Origin of the sequence: Serratia quinivorans (assembly GCF_946227985.1) — a bacterium.
Lineage (GTDB): Bacteria > Pseudomonadota > Gammaproteobacteria > Enterobacterales > Enterobacteriaceae > Serratia > Serratia quinivorans_A.
Genome location: NZ_CAMKGL010000013.1, coordinates 1 through 16422 on the forward strand (window position 1 = coordinate 1; position 16422 = coordinate 16422).

The following is a 16422-nucleotide window of genomic DNA, read 5'->3' on the forward strand; positions in this document are numbered from 1 at the left end:
GTCAGGTTGCTCGGTGCCAGGTCAGCGGAGCCGCCGAGGAATTCCGGCAGCACCTTGCCGAAGGTTTCCAGCGCGTTCTGCGAGGCCTTGCGGCTGGCGATGTTGGCCGGGTTGGCCTGCAGTTTTTCCACGAAGGCTTTGGCTTCGGCTTTCCAGTTGGCCGGCAGCTCACCGTTCACACGGCGTTTGAACTCGGCAGCCAGTTCCGGGAAGGCCTTGGCGTAGGCGGCGAACTTGTCGTTCCAGGCCGCTTCTTTGGCCTTGCCGGCTTCCTTGGCGTCCCACTGGGCATAGATGTCCTGCGGGATGTCGAAAGCGGCGTATTTCCAGCCCAGGGCTTCGCGGGTGGCGGCCACTTCGGCGGCGCCCAGCGCGGCACCGTGCACGTCGTGGGTGCCGGCCTTGTTCGGGGAACCAAAACCAATCACGGTTTTGCACATCAGCAGGGACGGCTTGTCGGTGACCTTGCGGGCTTCTTCAATGGCGGCCTTGATGGCGTCCGGGTTGTGGCCGTCAACGTGACGCACCACGTGCCAGCCGTAGGCTTCAAAGCGCTCGGCGGTGTTGTCGGTGAACCAGCCTTCCACGTGACCGTCGATGGAGATGCCGTTGTCATCGTAGAACGCGGTCAGTTTGCCGAGCTTGAGGGTACCGGCCAGCGAACAGACTTCGTGGGAGATGCCTTCCATCATGCAGCCGTCGCCCATAAAGGCGTAGGTGTGGTGGTCGACGATGTCATGGCCAGGGCGGTTGAACTGCGCGCCCAGGGTGCGTTCGGCAATGGCGAAACCGACGGCGTTGGCGATGCCCTGCCCCAGTGGGCCGGTGGTGGTTTCCACGCCCGGGGTGTAGCCGTATTCCGGGTGGCCCGGGGTTTTGGAGTGCAGCTGGCGGAAGTTTTCCAGCTCGCTCATCGGCAGGTCGTAGCCGGTGAGGTGCAACAGGCTGTAAATCAGCATGGAGCCATGGCCGTTGGAGAGGACGAAGCGGTCACGGTCAGCCCAGTGCGGGTTGGTCGGGTTGTGGTTCAGGTAGTCACGCCACAGAACTTCGGCGATGTCCGCCATGCCCATAGGTGCACCCGGGTGGCCGGAATTTGCTTTTTGTACGGCGTCCATGCTGAGTGCGCGGATGGCGTTGGCAAGCTCTTTACGAGAGGACATGTTTTACTCCAGGTCGGATTAAAAAATCAGTCAAGTTTTCTATTTTCTCAGACTCAGCATTAAAACGGCAATCCCTAATGCCAAATGAGAGCGAGTTCACAACTTATTAGCACAATTGGTCGGTTTTTCGGAATAACACTATTTTCCTGATTGCCAGCGTACACTAGTCTCAGGCGGCAAGATTACCCTAAATTAAAATGGCACTCCCCCCTTGTTACTATCACAGGAAGATGGCGTTATGAAAATCCGTACCTCTTTGATTGCATTAAGCATTGCCACTTTGGTAAGCGGCTGTCAAAACCTGAATACCGATACCCTGATGCAGTCAGGCGCACAGGCGTTCCAGGCGGCGACGTTGAGCAATGACGACGTAAGAACCCTGAGTGATAAATCCTGCGCAGAGATGGACAGCAAGGCACAAATCGCGCCGGCGGACAGCACCTATGCCAAACGTTTGAACAAAATCGCCGCGGCGCTGGGCGATAACATCAACGGCACACCGGCCAACTACAAGGTTTACGTCACCAAGGACGTGAATGCCTGGGCGATGGCCAACGGCTGTATCCGCGTTTACAGCGGCCTGATGGACATGATGACCGACAATGAAGTGGAAGGCGTGCTGGGTCATGAAATGGGCCACGTGGCGCTGGGCCATACGCGTAAAGCCATGCAGGTGGCTTACGGTACCGTGGCGTTGCGTACCGCAGCGGCATCGACCGGTGGCATCATAGGTTCGCTGTCGCAGTCACAGCTGGCGGACATGGGCGAAAAACTGGTGAATGCCCAGTTCTCGCAGAAACAGGAAAGCGAAGCGGATGACTACTCGTTCGATCTGATGAAACAACGCGGTATCGATCCGAACGGTCTGGTCACCAGCTTTGAAAAACTGGCGAAAATGGAAGCCGGCCGTCAGAGCAGCATGTTCGACGATCACCCAGCCTCCGAAGCGCGTGCGCAGCACATTCGCGACCGCATCGCGGCAGGCAAATAACCTTCATTATCCTACAAAGCAACGGCACCCTAAAGTGGGCTATCCACTAATTAAGGTGCCATTTTCAGAAAATAAAAAAAGCATTCCTATTAACTTCATTATTAAAAAAAACACTCAACTCCACTTATTGAATCATATAAATAAAACAACTTACAACAACACATAATAACCATTTATTTTTTGTGATCTTTAGCGAAAATTCACCCATGTGGTATTGAACGTTGCCTGGAAACAATATAATACTAAGTTTCCTTATGGACATAAAACAACACTATGGAATGGAATTATTTATGAAAACTATTGACTCATCTTTACTCGAACAAATCTCTGGTGGTCGTGGAAATAATGGCGGTGACCGTAGCGATAATGGCGGAGGAAGCCGAAATAATGGCCGTAACGGAGGCGGAGCCCCAAAAACATGTGCAAATGATGTTGGCGTTGGCATCATCACTGGCGCGCTAACAGGCATGGCTGGTGGGCCATGGACGATGATTGGCCTTGCCGTTGCGGGGGGTGCGACGGCAAGCCTCAGTTGCCCTGATAAAAGCCCATATAAAAATAACAACAATAATAACAGAGATGCACTCGCGGGTAACCGCTCCCCAAATAGCGTAAATGGTCAATGCCGCTGGTAATACTCTTCTGTATATATCCCCCCACTCAGCGGGGGGATTAAGGCGACAATTTATGAATAAAGCAAGATACTCGTTAATTTCCATTATCTGGATGCCAGGCTGTTACTTTATTGGCATTAAGTCATCATTGAAAATATTACAACCGGCGACCAGTTATGTGGACTTGGTCACACTGGTTCTGGCTATTATTGGGCTACGAGTATCCATTTCACTGATAGTCGACGCCCTGGGAATATTTAATAAAAATTAACTTCATTTGAACGACACCTTACTGATTAAGGTGTCGTTCAATCTGTCACGGCTCAGTACAGGGTTTTCTGCGGTGGCCCGGCGAAGGTCAGCGGCCCGATGCTGTTCATGTCCACTTCCACCACCGACGGCCCCGGATAGTTAATCGCCTCCGCCAAGACGCCGCTGAACTGCGCCGCGCTGTCGACCTTCCAGGCTTTCAGCCCCATAGCTTCGGCCACCAGCGTAAAGGACGGAGTGTGCAGTTCGTTATAGTACTGACGACCGGCAAAGTATTTATCCTGAATGCCGCGCATCACGCCGTAGCCACCGTCGTTCATAATCAGCAAAGTGATATTGGCCTGCTCCTGCGCCATGGTCGCCAGCTCGCCCAAGCCTAACGCCAACCCGCCGTCGCCCACCAACCCGACCACCTTGCGCTGCGGGTTAGCGATCGCGGTACCAATCGCCATCGGCAGGCCCATGCCAATCGCCCCGGCCAGCGAGTGAATGTTACACAGCGGCGAAATCGCGCGGAACAAACGGCTGCCCCAAACGCTGCCGGAGACGGTGATATCACGCACCAGCAGCCCATCCTGCGGCAGCGCGGCGGCAATGGCGTCGTTTAATTTGGCATATTCCCCCGACTGTTGGCGCAGCGCGCTTTCCGCCTGCTGCACCGCGCGGGCGATTTCGCTATCCCACTCGGCATTGACCTTCTCACCTGGGTTCAGTCGGGCAGCCAGTGCGTTAAGCAAAGCACCACAGTCGCCGTTGATTTGTTCGTCAGCCAGGTAGTTGCGATTGGCCGCCGCCGGATCAATATCAATCTGCACCAATGGGCGCGGCAACGGCAGCGTCCAGGTACGGGTTTCATTGCTGCGCAGGCGTGAACCGGCCACCAGCGTCAGATCGCACTGCGTCAGGATCGCCTCAATGCTCGGCGAATTATGGAACGCGCGCAGGCTGCGCGGATGGCTATCCGGCAGAATGCCACGCCCGTGGGTGCTGGAGATCACCGCTATACCGGCATCCGCCAGTTTGCGCACCGCATCGCCGCAGGCCAGCGCACCGCCGCCCAACCATAATAGTGGGCGTTTGGCCTGTTTCAGCCGCTGATACAGCCGTTCAACCGCATCGTCACTGGCTGGCGGCAGCGGCGCAGGCATCACCGGCTGGCTCAGCACCGCACTGGAGACCAGGCTGCTTTGAATATCGATCGGGATCTCTACCGCCACCGGGCCGCAAGGCACCGTCTGCGCGTCGAGAATGGCCCGCTGGATCACTGCCACCGCCTGTTCCGCAGAGTTAACCCGATACGCGCGTTTGGAGCAGGCGCGCAGGAAACCCAATTGATCGCGGGTTTCATGAATGAACCCGGCGTCGGCATCCAGCCAGGCTTTTTCCACCTGACCGGTAATGTGCAGCAGCGGCGTGTTGGCGTTCATCGCCTCGATCATTGCACCGACCGCATTGCCGGCGCCGGCGCCGGTACTGGTCAAGGCCACGCCCAGACCGGAGAAACGGCCGTGGGCATCGGCCATGGTCACGGCTCCAGCTTCACCACGTGCCGGCACAAAGCGAATGTTGCCGCGCTGCCCCACCGCATCGGCAATCGGCAGATTATGAATCGAAATGATGCCGTACATCGCCGACACCTCGTACTGTTCCAGAGTCCGGGCTATCGCCTCGCCAACCGTTATTTTCTCGCTCATCATCAGCCTTCTTATATGTTCGTTGTAGGGGTACGCACCGTCGCTCAAAACTAATCGCTCCAGCGATTCGCCTGATGGCTAAGCGCCAGATACAGGCTTTTTTGCTGCATGTAGGCTTTGATGCCGTGCAGGCCCTTTTCGCGGCCCAGACCGCTCTCTTTAAAACCGCCGAAAGGCGTAGAAATGGAGAATGTTTTGTAGGTATTGATCCACACCGTGCCGGTTTCCAATTGCTCCGCCAGCGCCATAGCCCGCGGGAAATCACGGCTCCAGATGCCGGCCGCCAGCCCGTAGACCGAATCATTGGCTTGTTCAATCAACTGCCGCTCGTCGTCGAACGGCAGCACCACCAACACCGGGCCAAAAATCTCTTCCTGACAGGCACGGGCGCTATTGCTCAGCCCTTCAATAATCGTCGGCAGGTAATAGCTGCCACCGGCCAGTTGCGGATCCGCCGGGGCTTCACCGCCAATCACTATCCGCCCGCCTTCCTGCTGCGCCAGCGCCACATAATCCGCCACGCTTTGGCGATGCTTTTGGTTAATCAGCGGGCCGAGATGCACACCCGACGTCAGTGGATTACCCACCCGCAATCCGGCCGCCAGTTCACTCAGGCGCGCCAGCAGTGGCTGGTACAAAGAACGGTGCACAAACAACCGCGAACCGGCGATGCAGGCCTGGCCGGCGGAGCTGAAAATGCCATAGCAGATACCGCGCGCCGCCTGTTCCAAATCCGCATCTTCCAGCACGATAGTCGGTGACTTGCCACCCAGTTCGAGCGAGGTAGGGATCAGTTTTTCAGCGGCAATGTGTGCCAAATGGCGGCCGGTATTGGTGCCGCCGGTAAAGGAAATCTTTTTCACCAACGGGTGGCGGGCCAGCGCTTCGCCAATCACCGAGCCTTTGCCCGGCAGCACGCTGAGCAGTCCGGCAGGCAGCCCTGCCTGTTCAAACAGTTCCGCCAGTTTTAGCGCCATCAGCGGCGTGGCTTCGGCCGGTTTGAGGATCACCGCGTTGCCCGCCGCCAGCGCCGGGGCCACCTTTTGCATTTCACTGGCAATCGGCGAGTTCCACGGCGTAATCGCCGCGATCACCCCCAGCGGTTGATACTGGCTCAGCGTCATCACCTCGGCGCTGCGTTGGGTCGGCAGCTCACCCTCCAGCACCTCGCAGGCGGCAGCAAAGTAGCGGGCCGTCGCCGCCGCACTGGCCACCAGCCCACGGGTTTCCGCCAGCGGTTTACCGTTGTCGCGGGTCTGCAACTGCGCCAACTCTTCCTGCTGCGCCATAATCAGATTACTGACGCGATACAGAATATTGGCGCGCTGATGCGGCACCAGCCCACGCCACTCGGGCGCACGCCAGGCGCGTTCCGCCGCGGCTACCGCATCATTGACGTCTTCAACGCTGGCGGCACGCAGCTGCGCATTGACGCTGCCGTCGGCCGGAAACACCGAGGTCATCTCGTCGCCACGCCCTTCACACCAGCGCCCAGCTACAAAAATCTTTAACTTTTCCATGCTCGCTCCTGCCGTTCAGGCAATAAAGCCACCGTCAACCAGACGGCGGCAGGCTTGTACCGCGCTCAGCGCCGCCAGGGTTGATGTTTTGGGATTACTCGCCAGCGGGTTGCCGCTCAGCTCAATCTGAAATTCACCGAAATTGCCGCACACCTGCAGCCGGTGGGTATTGCGTCGGGTGGCGGGATCAACCAGTAGCCGCACCCGGGTGGCGTCCATCCCCAATCCGTTAAGCGCAATGGTCGCGGCCACGTTGGCATTGGCCGGGAACAGCCGCGCCGCCTCACGCGCCGAGCCTTCAAAAAACACCTGCGCCTCGCTCACGGCATCAAGATCAATCAATTGTTCTGCCATGCTGCCGCGCCAGCTCGCCGGGCTTTTACAGGCCTGATAGGTGACGCTGTCCAGCCCGCCTTCACGCGCCGACGCCAGCCCATCCATTCCTGCCACCGCACCGGACAGGACGATCAACTGGCCCCGATGCTGAAGGCAAGCCTGCTGCAACCGCTGCTGCAGCACCGCATCCGCCAGCGCCCCGGTGGAGATCACCGCCAATGGCCAGCCACGCGTCACCACGGCCTCACCAAATTCCGCCACCGCCTGCTGGCTGGCACACTCCAGCACCAGGTCCGGTTGTTCAGTACACTGATCCGGATGGGTTAGCGCCTGCACCTGCCCCCCGAAGGCACTGTCGATTGCCGCATGATGCGCCGCACGCGCCAGGATCCAGCCCACGCTCACCCCATCCGGCAGACGAGAAAGCACTTCTCTGGCCATTGCGCCGTAGCCAATCATCATGATCTTCTTCATCTGTTCGGCCTCTGCGGTTAAAGATGGCGGTTAAAGCCACCGGAGACGTCAAGCGCCGCACCGGTAGTAAAGGACGCCAGGGGGGAAGCCAGGAACAACAGCGCCCGCGCCGGCTCCTGTGGCTTACCGAGGCGTTTCATCGGGATACCGCGACGTTCGGCAATCGCCGCCGTCCACTGCTCCCAGCTTTGATCCTTATCGCTGCGCTCGTCGAAGCGGCGTCGCCATTGGCCGGATTCCACCATGCCCAGCAGGATCGAGTTGACGCGAATACCTTTGTCCACCAGCTCTTTCGACAGCGTCAGCGTCATGTTTAGCAGTGCGGCGCGCGCCGCCGAGGTGGCGATCATGTGTTCTTCCGGCTGCAAAGCCAGCAGTGAGTTCACGCAGGTAATTGAAGCGATATCCGACCGCTCCAGCGCCGGCAAAAACGCCTGTACCGGGTTAATCACGCCGAACAGTTTTAGCTCCGCCTCATGCAGCCAGGCCGCACGTGGGGTGTGCTCAAAATGTGCCACAAATCCCTGACCGGCGTTATTAATCAACAGATCCACCCCGCCGAAGTGCGCCGTCACCTGAGCGGCAAACTGCGTCACCTGCGCCTCGTCCAGCACGTCGCAGCACAGCGCCAGGATCTGCCCCTGTGGAAACTCATTACGCAGGCTGGCTTCGGCACCGGCCAGTTTGTCCGGGTTGCGGCCGCAAAAGGCCACCTTCGCCCCTTCCGCCAATAGCAGGCGCAGGGTCTCAAAACCGATGCCCGACGAACCGCCAGTGACCACTGCGACCCGTTGCTCAAGCTGAAAATTCATGGTTGGATTGCTCCCGTAAAGTCCTGCAGATAACGGTTAAATTGCTCCGGCGCATCGAGATAGCTGGCGTGCCCTGCGCCCTCAATCAGCCGCAGAGGCGCGTCCTGCTGCTGCGCCAGTATTGCCGCCGCTTCCGGCGGTGTGATCCGGTCGCCGTCGCCGCACCACACCTGTAACGGGCCACGGTAACGCGCCAGATGGCGGCTGATATCGTCGTTGGCCAGCATCCAGGCGGCGCTGAGAAAACCGTCCGGATCCAGCTGCTGCATGCCATTACGTACCCAGGCGATATCCTGCGGATCCGCGTCATCACGCAACAGCGCAGCCGCCCGTTGTTCGCCGTAGCCCTGCGGCCCCAGCGTTTCAATCATCTGTTTGCGCTGGTCGTAAACCTGCCGGCGTTTTTCTTCCGGTGCCGTGGCATAACCCTGAGCCGGATCCGCCAGCACCAGTCCGCATAGCCCGTCGGGATGATCGGCAGCATAGGCGCTGCCGATCAACGCACCGAGCGAATGGCCGATAATCAGCGGTTGCTCCAGCCCAAGCTCTGCCACCAGCGCCGCCAGCGCGGCGGCGTAAGCGGTGGCATCCGGCTGGTTCACCGTCAGCGGCAGGCTGCCGCCGTAGCCCGGAGCATCCCAGGCCAGCAGGCGGTGACCGTCGGCCAGGCCAGGATCGTTAAACTGCTTGACCCACGAGGCCGAACCAGAGCTGATGCCGTGCAGCAACACCACCGGGCGGCCGTGCCCCGCTTCGCGCCAGCTCAGGGTGTAACCCCCGCAGCGCGCCTGCTGACGTTGCGCCAGACCGTTCATCAGTTGCGTTTCACTTTGGATAAGGGGTGATCTGCCGGGTAGGTCGGCGTTTCCGGTTTGGCGGTGCCGAGCATCACGCACATCAACGCCTCTTCCTCGCCGTGGTTGAACAACCCACGATAAACACCGGCCGGAACCGAGATCAGATCGCGCTCTTTCAACTTGGTTTCGTAGTACTCCGTGCCGTCCTGGATCATCAGCGTAATGCTGCCCTTGAGCATAAAGAACACCTCTTCCACATCGTCGTGCAGGTGCAACGGGCCTTCGCATTTCGACGGCAGCACCATGGTGGAGAAGGTAAAGTTGCCCGCCGGAATGGTGTTGGTGTCGTTCACCACCCCGGTGGCACCGGTGCCGATATAGCGCATCTGCGCACGGCGGTATTTCGGGTCGTAGTCAGCCTGGAATTTCAACGCATTCCAGTCATATTTACGGCCTTCAAAGCGGGCGATACGTGATTCCACCCAATTTTCTATCGACTGATCCTGCGGCTTGACGGCAGCTTGTTTCTCAACCTGAGACATGTTGGTACTCCTCTGTGAATCAATGGGATATCAATATTTCTTCAGCAACGGCAGCAGAATGATGCAGCCGATAAAGGCCATCACCACCAGGAACAGCAAGCCGTTATCCATGTTGCCGGTGGCGGCGATCAGCGCCCCCATCAGCACCGGTGCCAACGCACCGGCAAAATTGCCCAATCCGTTAAAAATACCGCCGGCGGTGGCGCTAACCTTGCTGCTGGTGGCCTTCGCCAGCAGGGCAAAGATGTTCGGCGCACCGGCTCCCCACATAAAGGTGCTGAAAGCCATGGCGGCGATCACGCTGTAGGTCCCCTGCATATGCAGCACCACGGCCAACCCCAGCCCGGCACCGCACAGCGAGATAAAGCAGGCCAGCGCACGGCGATCCAGTTTGTCCGACAGCCAGGCACCGAGCACTTCGCCGAGCAGCATGGCAATAAACGGCAGCGATGACAGATAACCGGCGTGTTCCAGGTGAATGCCTTTGCCCTTGATCAGGTAGCTGGGCAGCCAGCCGTTCATGCCCCACAGGTAGGTCAGGAAGGCGATGTTAAACAGGCAAATCATCCAGAAATGCGGGTTACGTAACAGCTCAAGGCGATGCTGTTTGCGTTCGGCCACCGCCGGGGGAGAAACGGTAGCGGCAGCCGGGCGCGACACATTCAGATGACGCATGCCGAACAGCACCAACAGCATTACCGGCAGCGTCAGGAACGCCATAAAGAAGAAGGTGGTCTGCCAGTCAAAGGTGTTGAGGATATACAGCGTGACCGGGAAGCCGAGCGCCGCCCCCAGCGGGGTGCCGAGTAGCCACAGCATGGTGGCTCGCGCCTGCAGCCGCTGCGGGAAGGCCTGGCGAATAATGGCGTAGGCCATCGGCAGCAGCGGGCCTTCGGCAATGCCGAGTAAAATGCGCAGCGTCATCATGGTGTGATAAGAACGGGCCAGGCCCATCAGCACCATCAATACGCCCCATACCACCATCATGCCGATCAGCACTTTTACCGGGTTCAAGCGATCGCCAATGCCGCTGAGCAGCATCGAAGAAATGCCGTACGAGAACAAAAATGCGCTCATCAGCAAGCCCAGTCGCGCCGGGTCAAAACTGATGCCCAGCGCCTGCTGGAATTCGCTATCGGAAAACAGTGCCGCGATGCTGATCTTGTCGAAAAATGCCAACAGCACGCAGGCAAACAGCGCAATCGGCACCGACCAGCGCACCCGCTGCTGCGGATTTTCGGCAACGGCTTCCCCCACCCGTCCAGCGCGGGCGTCAATTTCTTGCGTAGTCATGAAACGCTCCCGGTTTCCCCTTCGTGTTTCACGCTGCAGCGTTGTTGGCTGCGGACATTCACCCAGTCACTTACTTGAGTAAGCTCCCGGGATTCATGTCCTTGCCGCCTAGCCGTAACATGAAAATCCTTGGGGAGTTATTATTTCAACGCCATCAAAGAAAACTCTGCGTCCGCCAACTGCTGCGGTTCCAACACTCGCCCACTGGCCAGCCAGCGCTTGCCCAGCTTGATGGTGCGTGCGTCGTTGAACGCCACCATCTGTACCAACTGCCGGTCGGCATTCAGCGTGAAGAACACCTGTGACTGTGGCGTGCGTCGCACCACGTGATGCACACCGCCGGTGGGTATGCCGAGGATCTGGATATTGGCATCGTATTGATCCGACCACAGCCAGGCCACGTCATCGTAAGGTGAGGCGAAGGCATCCAACATCGCGCAGGCGGTGCTGATCGCCTGATTCTGCGCATAGGCCCAGGATTGCAGGCACAGACCCAGCGTCGGATGGCGCGCTACGTCGCCGGCGGCGAAAATCGCCGGGTGGCTGGTGCGCCCCTGGCCGTCAACCACGATACCGGCGTCAACCTTCAGCCCGGCGCTATGCGCCAGTTCCAGATTCAACTCCACGCCGATCCCCACCACCACCAGATCAAACTCCTGAGGATCGCTGCTGTCGCTGCCGATCCAGGCGCTGCCGTTACGATCTTCCAGTTGGATGTCACCGCAGCCGCAATGCACCGTCACGCCCTGCTGCTGATGCAGTTCGAGCAGCGCCTGGGAAACGTCTGCCCCCACGCTGCGCATGCACAGCGCGGGCTGACGCTCGAATACCGTGACCTCTGCCCCAATACGCCGTGCCGAAGCGGCGATTTCCAGGCCGATCCAACCGCCGCCGACGATGGCCAGATTACGGCAGCCCTGCAGCGCCTGGCGCAGTCGGCTGGCATCGTCCCAGGAGCGCAGCGTCATAACGCGCGGATGACTGGCCCAACGGGCGTCCGGCAGACGCGGTCGCCCACCGGTGGCGATCAGCAGTTGATCAAACTGCAGCTGTCGGCCGTCGCTGAGAGTGACCATTTGTTGTTGTGCATCAATAGTTTCGGCACGCAGTGGGCGGCACCAGTTGATATTCAACCCGGCCACCACCTGCTCACTGAACAGTCGGCTGAGCGGCGCATTGCCGTCCAGCAGCGCCGCCTTGGAAAGTGGCGGACGTTCATAAAAGTCATAGGGTTCGTCGCTAACCACCGTCAGCTTGCCGCTGTAGCCGCGGTCACGCAGCGTTTTCGCTGCCCAGCCCCCGGCCTGACCGCCACCGATGATCAGGATGCCCGCCGCTTCTGGCTGGCTCATAACGCCTCCGGCTTTTTATGTTGGCGACGTGTATCGTGGTCAATACCGCCTTCTACTGCCCACTCGGTGAACGACACCAGTGAGTGCTCCAGCTCGCGTGGCTGCCAGTTTTCGGTCAGGTAATCGTCGTTGGTGTAGTACTCAAACGCCCCGCCGGTCGGGCTGTTGACGTACCAGAAATAGGCCGAGGATATCGGGTGGCGGCCGGGGCCGATAAAGGTGCTCCAGTTCTCTTTGTTCATGGCGATACCGCCGCCGATCACCTCGTGGATGTCGCGTACGGTAAAGGCCACATGGTTCAGGCCGCGCGGACGATTAGGCAATTTCAGCAGGAACAGGTTGTGATGGCCGCCGCGCGCCTGAGTACGCAGGAATACCGCGCGGTCGATATAGCGGTCCGAGACCTGGAACCCCAGTACTTCACGGTAGAAACGTTCGGTCGCGGCCAGATCCTCGACGAAAAACACCACGTGGCCGATATTGATTGGCTGTGCCTGGGCATACACCGGGCTCGGCTGATCGATACGGCGCACGTCGCCCCACTGGTTGATCGGCGACACCGGTAAATCAACGTCCCGCTGCCGGCTAACGCAAAAGCGCACTGTCATACCGTTCGGATCAAGGCACTCAAGTTCTTCCCCGACCAGGCGGAAACCCGGCATCTGCGCCAACACTGGCTGCAACGCCGCCAATTCGGCCGGGCTGCCAACGCCCCAGGTCATGCGACGCAGGGTCGAACCGCCCTCAAATGCCGGAGGTAATGCTTCGCTCTGCAACGGATGCAACACCACGCGCGCCCCGCTCAGGGTAGTGAATTCACGCTGGGTTTCGCCCCAATGCTGTTGCGCCGCCTGCAGGCCGAAGTCCTGCATGAATTTTTCGCAGGTTGGCAGATCTTCGACGCCAAATTCCAGTTTTTCGATTCCGATTACGCTCATTAATTGTGCCTCACGTTCTCGCTGAATGCGTTTTTCAGGCATGACAAACCCCACCCCATGATTGTCATGGGTCTTATCCCTGCCTGAGTCATTGGTAGGGGACGACGCTATTCGTCCCGATTAATGCGGACGCAGCTTGCAGCGCCCCGACGAAAATCAGTTAACCGGCGTTAGCCTGCGGCGGTGCGCCCAGGAAGCCGGAGATTTTCACTGCGGCGTCCCGCACCTCCATGCGTAACCGCTCGCGATCCGCTTTTGGGATCTCATCGGACGGCACCATAATGCTGATCACGGCCTCAACCCGCTGCTCGCGGTTGAAGATCGGGTAGACGATGGAAGAGATACCGTGGCGGAAAAACGACTCGCCGATCACATAGCCGCGCGCCTTGTCCTGCTGCACCATTTGCCACAGCATTTCGCGATCTGCCGGGGTACCCGGGCCACTCCCCGGCAGTTGTTCCTGCGGATACAGCAGTTCGAATTCTTCGCGGGTGGCGCTGGTCAGCAACATGCGGCCAAGCGAAGTTTGGTGCACCGGCAGACGGGTGCCGACGCTGACCTGGTTGATTTGCGAACCGGCGGCGCTGACACGGGCAATGTAGATCACATCGCGTCCATCACGGATCGCCAGATGACTGCTGCACTGGCTGCGATCGCGCAGTTGTTCTATTACTGGCTGACCGGCCTGCGCCACGTCCAGCGAGGCAATATATTCAAAGCCCAGGCGCAGCACCTTGATGCCCAGCGAGAAAGTGTTGGTGCGTGGGTTGCGCTCCAGAAAACCCAGATGCTCCAGCGTTTGCACCACGCGATAGGCGGTAGCTTTTGGCATATCGACCAGGCGATGCAATTGGGCAAAGGTCATTTCCTTATGTTGCTCGCCAAACGCCAGCAACAGTTGCAATCCGCGATCCAGTCCTGGGATCAGATATTTACACCCTTGGTCGTCTGCCATGTCCGTTTCCTTATAGGGTCATGCCTTAAATAATTGCAGTTGCATCCAGGCGGCAAGCGAGTAAATCCCGATGAGCTTACATTAAGTAAGTGATTCGGGTGCGCGAACGCAGCCAACACAGATGCAACTTCAAGTATGACAGGCATAATTAGTTAAAGACGAAACCGCCGTTGACCGGCAACAGCTGACCGGTCACGAAGTTCGCCAGCGGTGACAGCAGGTAAAGCACCGTACCGTTGACGTCGTCAGGATGCTGCGCCCCGGCCAACGCCCGGCCCTGCTCGTACAGCTGATGACGCTCGGCAGGCACGTATTCCGTGGCCTCCACCCGCGTCAGGCCCGGGGCGATGGCATTAACGCAAATCCCCTGCGGGCCCAGCTCACGCGCCATCGAGCGGGTCATCGAGATAATCGCCCCTTTGCTGGCCACATAGGCCATTAAGCGCGGTGCGCCCCACAGCGCGGTATCCGAAGCCACGTTAACGATCTTGGCATGCGGGTTTTGTGCCAGCAGCGGTACTGCCGCCTGGCTCACCAGCCAGGTGCCGCGTACGTTGACCTGCATCACCCGATCCCACAGATCGATATCGTATTCCATCATGGTTTTGCCGCCGACACCGGTGGCCAGGGCCGCATTGTTCACCAACCCGTCAACGGCCCCGCCTTCGGCAATGGCGTTAAATGCGGCGCTGATCGAGGCGGGATCCGCCAGATCTATCACCTGGCTTTCGACCTGTGCCCCCTGCTCACGCAGGCTGGCGGCGCCGTCTGCCAGTTCATCCGCCAGAATATCGCACATCACCACTTTGGCACCGGCGGCGGCAATCGCGGCAGCGAAACTACGCCCCAGCCCGCGTGCTGCGCCGGTTACCACAATACGTTTTCCCGTCAGCAGGCCGTTCACTGCGCCGCCTCCAGTTCACTGAGGCGCGCCAGCTGTTTCTGCGCTTCCTTTTGCATCATACGGCGCAGGCGAGATAGCCCGACGTCATGCTGATACAGATATTCACGGCCACGCGCGTTCGGTGCCATGTTTTCCAGCACGATGCGATCCTGTTCCAATACATCCCAGTGCAAGGATTCCAGGCGGTTGCGGTACATAAAGCGCCACATGTCACGCTGCCAGTCTTTCACCTTGCGGATCCGCCAGAAGAACACCCGGCAATGATCCTTGTCTTCCGGAACCACCATGCCGATGATCCAGAAGTGGCCGCCCGGTCCAAAGCGCTTTTTGTACGGGATCGACAGGCGCATCCAGTAGGCTCCGCTGCTGCCGAACTCTACCCAGTCAAAGTTGACGCCAATCTGGCCATTCTTCTTAAAGATGAAACCGCTGTCGGTCGGCTCCAGCGCCATGTCTGCCTTGCGATCCCCTTCCGCCATTGAGTGCGACGAGGAATGCAGGTAGGTGCCGTGCATCGGGTCCATCACGTTTTCCAACGCGTACTGGTAATTACAGTCCCAGCTGGCGGTGCACAGGAAGTTGCTGTAGGCGGCTTCGTCCGCCAACTCAGGCGGGAAGGTCAGTTCGGCCGGTTCTTCATCTGCGGTCACGCCGAAATAGAGGAACACCGCGCCGTAGGCCTCTTTGGCCGGATAAGAACGCAGGCATTTCTGCCCCACCAACGGGCAACGATCGACCGCCGGCACGTCTTTAACCGTACCGTCACCGCCCACTTCAACGCCGTGATACCAGCAGGCGATACGATCGCCCAGGTTCCAGCCCATGGAAAGCCGTGCTCCGCGATGCGGACAACGATCTTCCAGCGCGTGGATCGCGCCTTCGCCGTCACGCCACACCACGATTTGCTGCTCCAGACGCGTAATACCAACCGGATTATTGCCAATTTCCCAACTGGCCAGCACCGGATACCACATGCCGCGCAGCCCCTGGTCGAGATAGTCCTGCAAGGCTTGTGCTGAGGACGTTGTGTTTGCTGTCATTGTCTTCTCCCGGGTGTGGATCAGAAACCGTTAACGTGAAGGAATTCGCGGAACGCCGTCTCATTCCACGGCTGGCCGTTGCGATCAAACAGGCGGCGCTGATTAAGCGCGCTGACGATCTGCTCCAGCTCTTCCGCACCCTGATCGAAGATCTCTTCCAACGCCGTCACCAGCGCAGTTTCAAAACCGTCCGGCACCCGGGCACGGTTCTGCCAGATGACGTTTTGGAATTGGCCTGGCTGGTGAATTTGACCGTTGCCGCCTTCGCGCGCCGGGATCACCTGTTGGGTGTCCGGCAGCCAGGGATTGAAATCGGTGATGTGCTGCATGATTACTCCTCCGCAATAAAGGTGATTTGGATTTGATTGTCGATCACCCGGGTGGCATAGGTTTGCAGATCGCGGCCGCCTGGCTCACGCAGGCACTGGCCGGTACGCACGTCGAACAATGCTTCGTGCAACGGACACTCGACCTTACCGTCATCAACAAACCCCTGGCTGAGCAAGGCATAGGCATGTGGGCAAACGTCTTCCAGCGCGTAATAGTTGCCGTCGATCAGATACACCCCGACTTCTTTCCCTTCCACGTTGGCGGAGAAAGGAAAATCTTCTTTCACCTGAGACACTTCACACACTTTCTTCCAGCTCATTGCTTCTGTCCTCTATCTGATTGTTTCATATATGAAACTCAGTTTCTTATTTAATACGCTCACTATAAGTCTGGTGAA

17 protein-coding genes are annotated in these 16422 nt (G+C 58.9%); 2 read left to right on the forward strand and 15 right to left on the reverse strand.

Annotated features, from left to right (window positions below; translation table 11 throughout):
* Positions 1 to 1163 (reverse strand): transketolase (locus tag OCH02_RS22410; RefSeq protein ID WP_315899241.1); only part of this gene is annotated, 1163 nt, incomplete at its 3' end.
* Between the two features lie 238 nt (positions 1164 to 1401).
* Here OCH02_RS22410 and OCH02_RS22415 point away from each other — a divergent pair.
* Together OCH02_RS22415 and OCH02_RS22420 are read left to right on the forward strand one after the other, a co-directional pair.
* Positions 1402 to 2154, forward strand: coding sequence for a M48 family metallopeptidase (locus tag OCH02_RS22415; RefSeq protein WP_174354645.1), 753 nt, complete (start codon positions 1402 to 1404; stop codon positions 2152 to 2154).
* Positions 2155 to 2444: 290 nt separating this feature from the next.
* Complete coding sequence (locus tag OCH02_RS22420; protein ID WP_261433045.1) at positions 2445 to 2789, forward strand: hypothetical protein; 345 nt, start codon at positions 2445 to 2447, stop codon at positions 2787 to 2789.
* 302 nt (positions 2790 to 3091) lie between these two features.
* Here the strand turns inward: OCH02_RS22420 and OCH02_RS22425 are convergent, their stop codons facing one another.
* The 14 genes from OCH02_RS22425 to OCH02_RS22490 all read right to left on the reverse strand — a co-directional run bounded on the left by OCH02_RS22425 (position 3092) and on the right by OCH02_RS22490 (position 16344).
* The gene (locus OCH02_RS22425; RefSeq protein WP_261433046.1) at positions 3092 to 4732 is read right to left on the reverse strand and encodes a thiamine pyrophosphate-binding protein; all 1641 of its coding nucleotides are present in this window, start codon (positions 4730 to 4732) and stop codon (positions 3092 to 3094) included.
* A 50-nt stretch (positions 4733 to 4782) separates the two neighbouring features.
* The gene (locus tag OCH02_RS22430) at positions 4783 to 6252 is read right to left on the reverse strand and encodes an aldehyde dehydrogenase (RefSeq protein WP_261433048.1); all 1470 of its coding nucleotides are present in this window, start codon (positions 6250 to 6252) and stop codon (positions 4783 to 4785) included.
* Between the two features lie 15 nt (positions 6253 to 6267).
* Positions 6268 to 7062, reverse strand: a complete 795-nt coding sequence (locus OCH02_RS22435) for an aspartate dehydrogenase (RefSeq protein WP_261433049.1) — start codon at positions 7060 to 7062, stop codon at positions 6268 to 6270.
* 17 nt (positions 7063 to 7079) lie between these two features.
* On the reverse strand, positions 7080 to 7874 hold the full coding sequence (locus tag OCH02_RS22440) for an SDR family oxidoreductase (RefSeq protein WP_261433050.1): 795 nt from the start codon (positions 7872 to 7874) through the stop codon (positions 7080 to 7082).
* Positions 7871 to 8689: an alpha/beta fold hydrolase gene (locus tag OCH02_RS22445; RefSeq protein WP_261433051.1), complete on the reverse strand. Its 819-nt coding sequence runs from the start codon at positions 8687 to 8689 to the stop codon at positions 7871 to 7873. The genes OCH02_RS22440 and OCH02_RS22445 overlap by 4 nt, the downstream gene beginning before the upstream one ends.
* Positions 8689 to 9213 carry a cupin domain-containing protein gene (locus OCH02_RS22450; protein WP_085119009.1) on the reverse strand — a complete coding sequence of 175 codons (525 nt, stop codon included), beginning with the start codon at positions 9211 to 9213 and terminating at the stop codon, positions 8689 to 8691. The genes OCH02_RS22445 and OCH02_RS22450 overlap by 1 nt, the downstream gene beginning before the upstream one ends.
* Before the next feature lie 30 nt (positions 9214 to 9243).
* Positions 9244 to 10506: an MFS transporter gene (locus OCH02_RS22455; RefSeq protein WP_261433052.1), complete on the reverse strand. Its 1263-nt coding sequence runs from the start codon at positions 10504 to 10506 to the stop codon at positions 9244 to 9246.
* A gap of 140 nt (positions 10507 to 10646) precedes the next feature.
* Positions 10647 to 11858, reverse strand: coding sequence for an NAD(P)/FAD-dependent oxidoreductase (locus OCH02_RS22460; protein ID WP_261433053.1), 1212 nt, complete (start codon positions 11856 to 11858; stop codon positions 10647 to 10649).
* Complete coding sequence (locus OCH02_RS22465) at positions 11855 to 12796, reverse strand: VOC family protein (RefSeq protein WP_261433054.1); 942 nt, start codon at positions 12794 to 12796, stop codon at positions 11855 to 11857. Before OCH02_RS22465 ends, OCH02_RS22460 begins: the two co-directional genes overlap by 4 nt.
* A gap of 160 nt (positions 12797 to 12956) precedes the next feature.
* Entirely contained in the window at positions 12957 to 13751 is a 795-nt protein-coding gene (locus OCH02_RS22470; protein ID WP_261433056.1) for an IclR family transcriptional regulator, read from the reverse strand.
* Positions 13752 to 13899: 148 nt separating this feature from the next.
* Positions 13900 to 14655: an SDR family oxidoreductase gene (locus tag OCH02_RS22475; protein ID WP_261433061.1), complete on the reverse strand. Its 756-nt coding sequence runs from the start codon at positions 14653 to 14655 to the stop codon at positions 13900 to 13902.
* Positions 14652 to 15695, reverse strand: coding sequence for an aromatic ring-hydroxylating oxygenase subunit alpha (locus OCH02_RS22480; protein WP_012146669.1), 1044 nt, complete (start codon positions 15693 to 15695; stop codon positions 14652 to 14654). The genes OCH02_RS22475 and OCH02_RS22480 overlap by 4 nt, the downstream gene beginning before the upstream one ends.
* A gap of 20 nt (positions 15696 to 15715) precedes the next feature.
* A complete protein-coding gene (locus OCH02_RS22485; RefSeq protein WP_012146670.1) occupies positions 15716 to 16024 on the reverse strand; it encodes a recombinase-like helix-turn-helix domain-containing protein in 309 nt (102 codons plus the stop codon).
* Between the two features lie 2 nt (positions 16025 to 16026).
* Entirely contained in the window at positions 16027 to 16344 is a 318-nt protein-coding gene (locus OCH02_RS22490; protein ID WP_012146671.1) for a non-heme iron oxygenase ferredoxin subunit, read from the reverse strand.
* Positions 16345 to 16422 lie beyond the last annotated feature (78 nt).

What these genes read in the sequence shown, in the direction of transcription:
- OCH02_RS22445 (WP_261433051.1), bottom strand. Translation starts at nt 8,689, where the DNA reads ATGAACGGTCTGGCGCAACGTCAGCAGGCGCGCTGCGGGGGTTACACC.
- OCH02_RS22420 (WP_261433045.1), top strand. Translation starts at nt 2,445, where the DNA reads ATGAAAACTATTGACTCATCTTTACTCGAACAAATCTCTGGTGGTCGT.
- OCH02_RS22465 (WP_261433054.1), bottom strand. Translation starts at nt 12,796, where the DNA reads ATGAGCGTAATCGGAATCGAAAAACTGGAATTTGGCGTCGAAGATCTG.
- OCH02_RS22415 (WP_174354645.1), top strand. Translation starts at nt 1,402, where the DNA reads ATGAAAATCCGTACCTCTTTGATTGCATTAAGCATTGCCACTTTGGTA.
- OCH02_RS22485 (WP_012146670.1), bottom strand. Translation starts at nt 16,024, where the DNA reads ATGCAGCACATCACCGATTTCAATCCCTGGCTGCCGGACACCCAACAG.
- OCH02_RS22435 (WP_261433049.1), bottom strand. Translation starts at nt 7,062, where the DNA reads ATGAAGAAGATCATGATGATTGGCTACGGCGCAATGGCCAGAGAAGTG.
- OCH02_RS22480 (WP_012146669.1), bottom strand. Translation starts at nt 15,695, where the DNA reads ATGACAGCAAACACAACGTCCTCAGCACAAGCCTTGCAGGACTATCTC.
- OCH02_RS22460 (WP_261433053.1), bottom strand. Translation starts at nt 11,858, where the DNA reads ATGAGCCAGCCAGAAGCGGCGGGCATCCTGATCATCGGTGGCGGTCAG.
- OCH02_RS22425 (WP_261433046.1), bottom strand. Translation starts at nt 4,732, where the DNA reads ATGAGCGAGAAAATAACGGTTGGCGAGGCGATAGCCCGGACTCTGGAA.
- OCH02_RS22430 (WP_261433048.1), bottom strand. Translation starts at nt 6,252, where the DNA reads ATGGAAAAGTTAAAGATTTTTGTAGCTGGGCGCTGGTGTGAAGGGCGT.
- OCH02_RS22490 (WP_012146671.1), bottom strand. Translation starts at nt 16,344, where the DNA reads ATGAGCTGGAAGAAAGTGTGTGAAGTGTCTCAGGTGAAAGAAGATTTT.
- OCH02_RS22470 (WP_261433056.1), bottom strand. Translation starts at nt 13,751, where the DNA reads ATGGCAGACGACCAAGGGTGTAAATATCTGATCCCAGGACTGGATCGC.
- OCH02_RS22455 (WP_261433052.1), bottom strand. Translation starts at nt 10,506, where the DNA reads ATGACTACGCAAGAAATTGACGCCCGCGCTGGACGGGTGGGGGAAGCC.
- OCH02_RS22450 (WP_085119009.1), bottom strand. Translation starts at nt 9,213, where the DNA reads ATGTCTCAGGTTGAGAAACAAGCTGCCGTCAAGCCGCAGGATCAGTCG.
- OCH02_RS22440 (WP_261433050.1), bottom strand. Translation starts at nt 7,874, where the DNA reads ATGAATTTTCAGCTTGAGCAACGGGTCGCAGTGGTCACTGGCGGTTCG.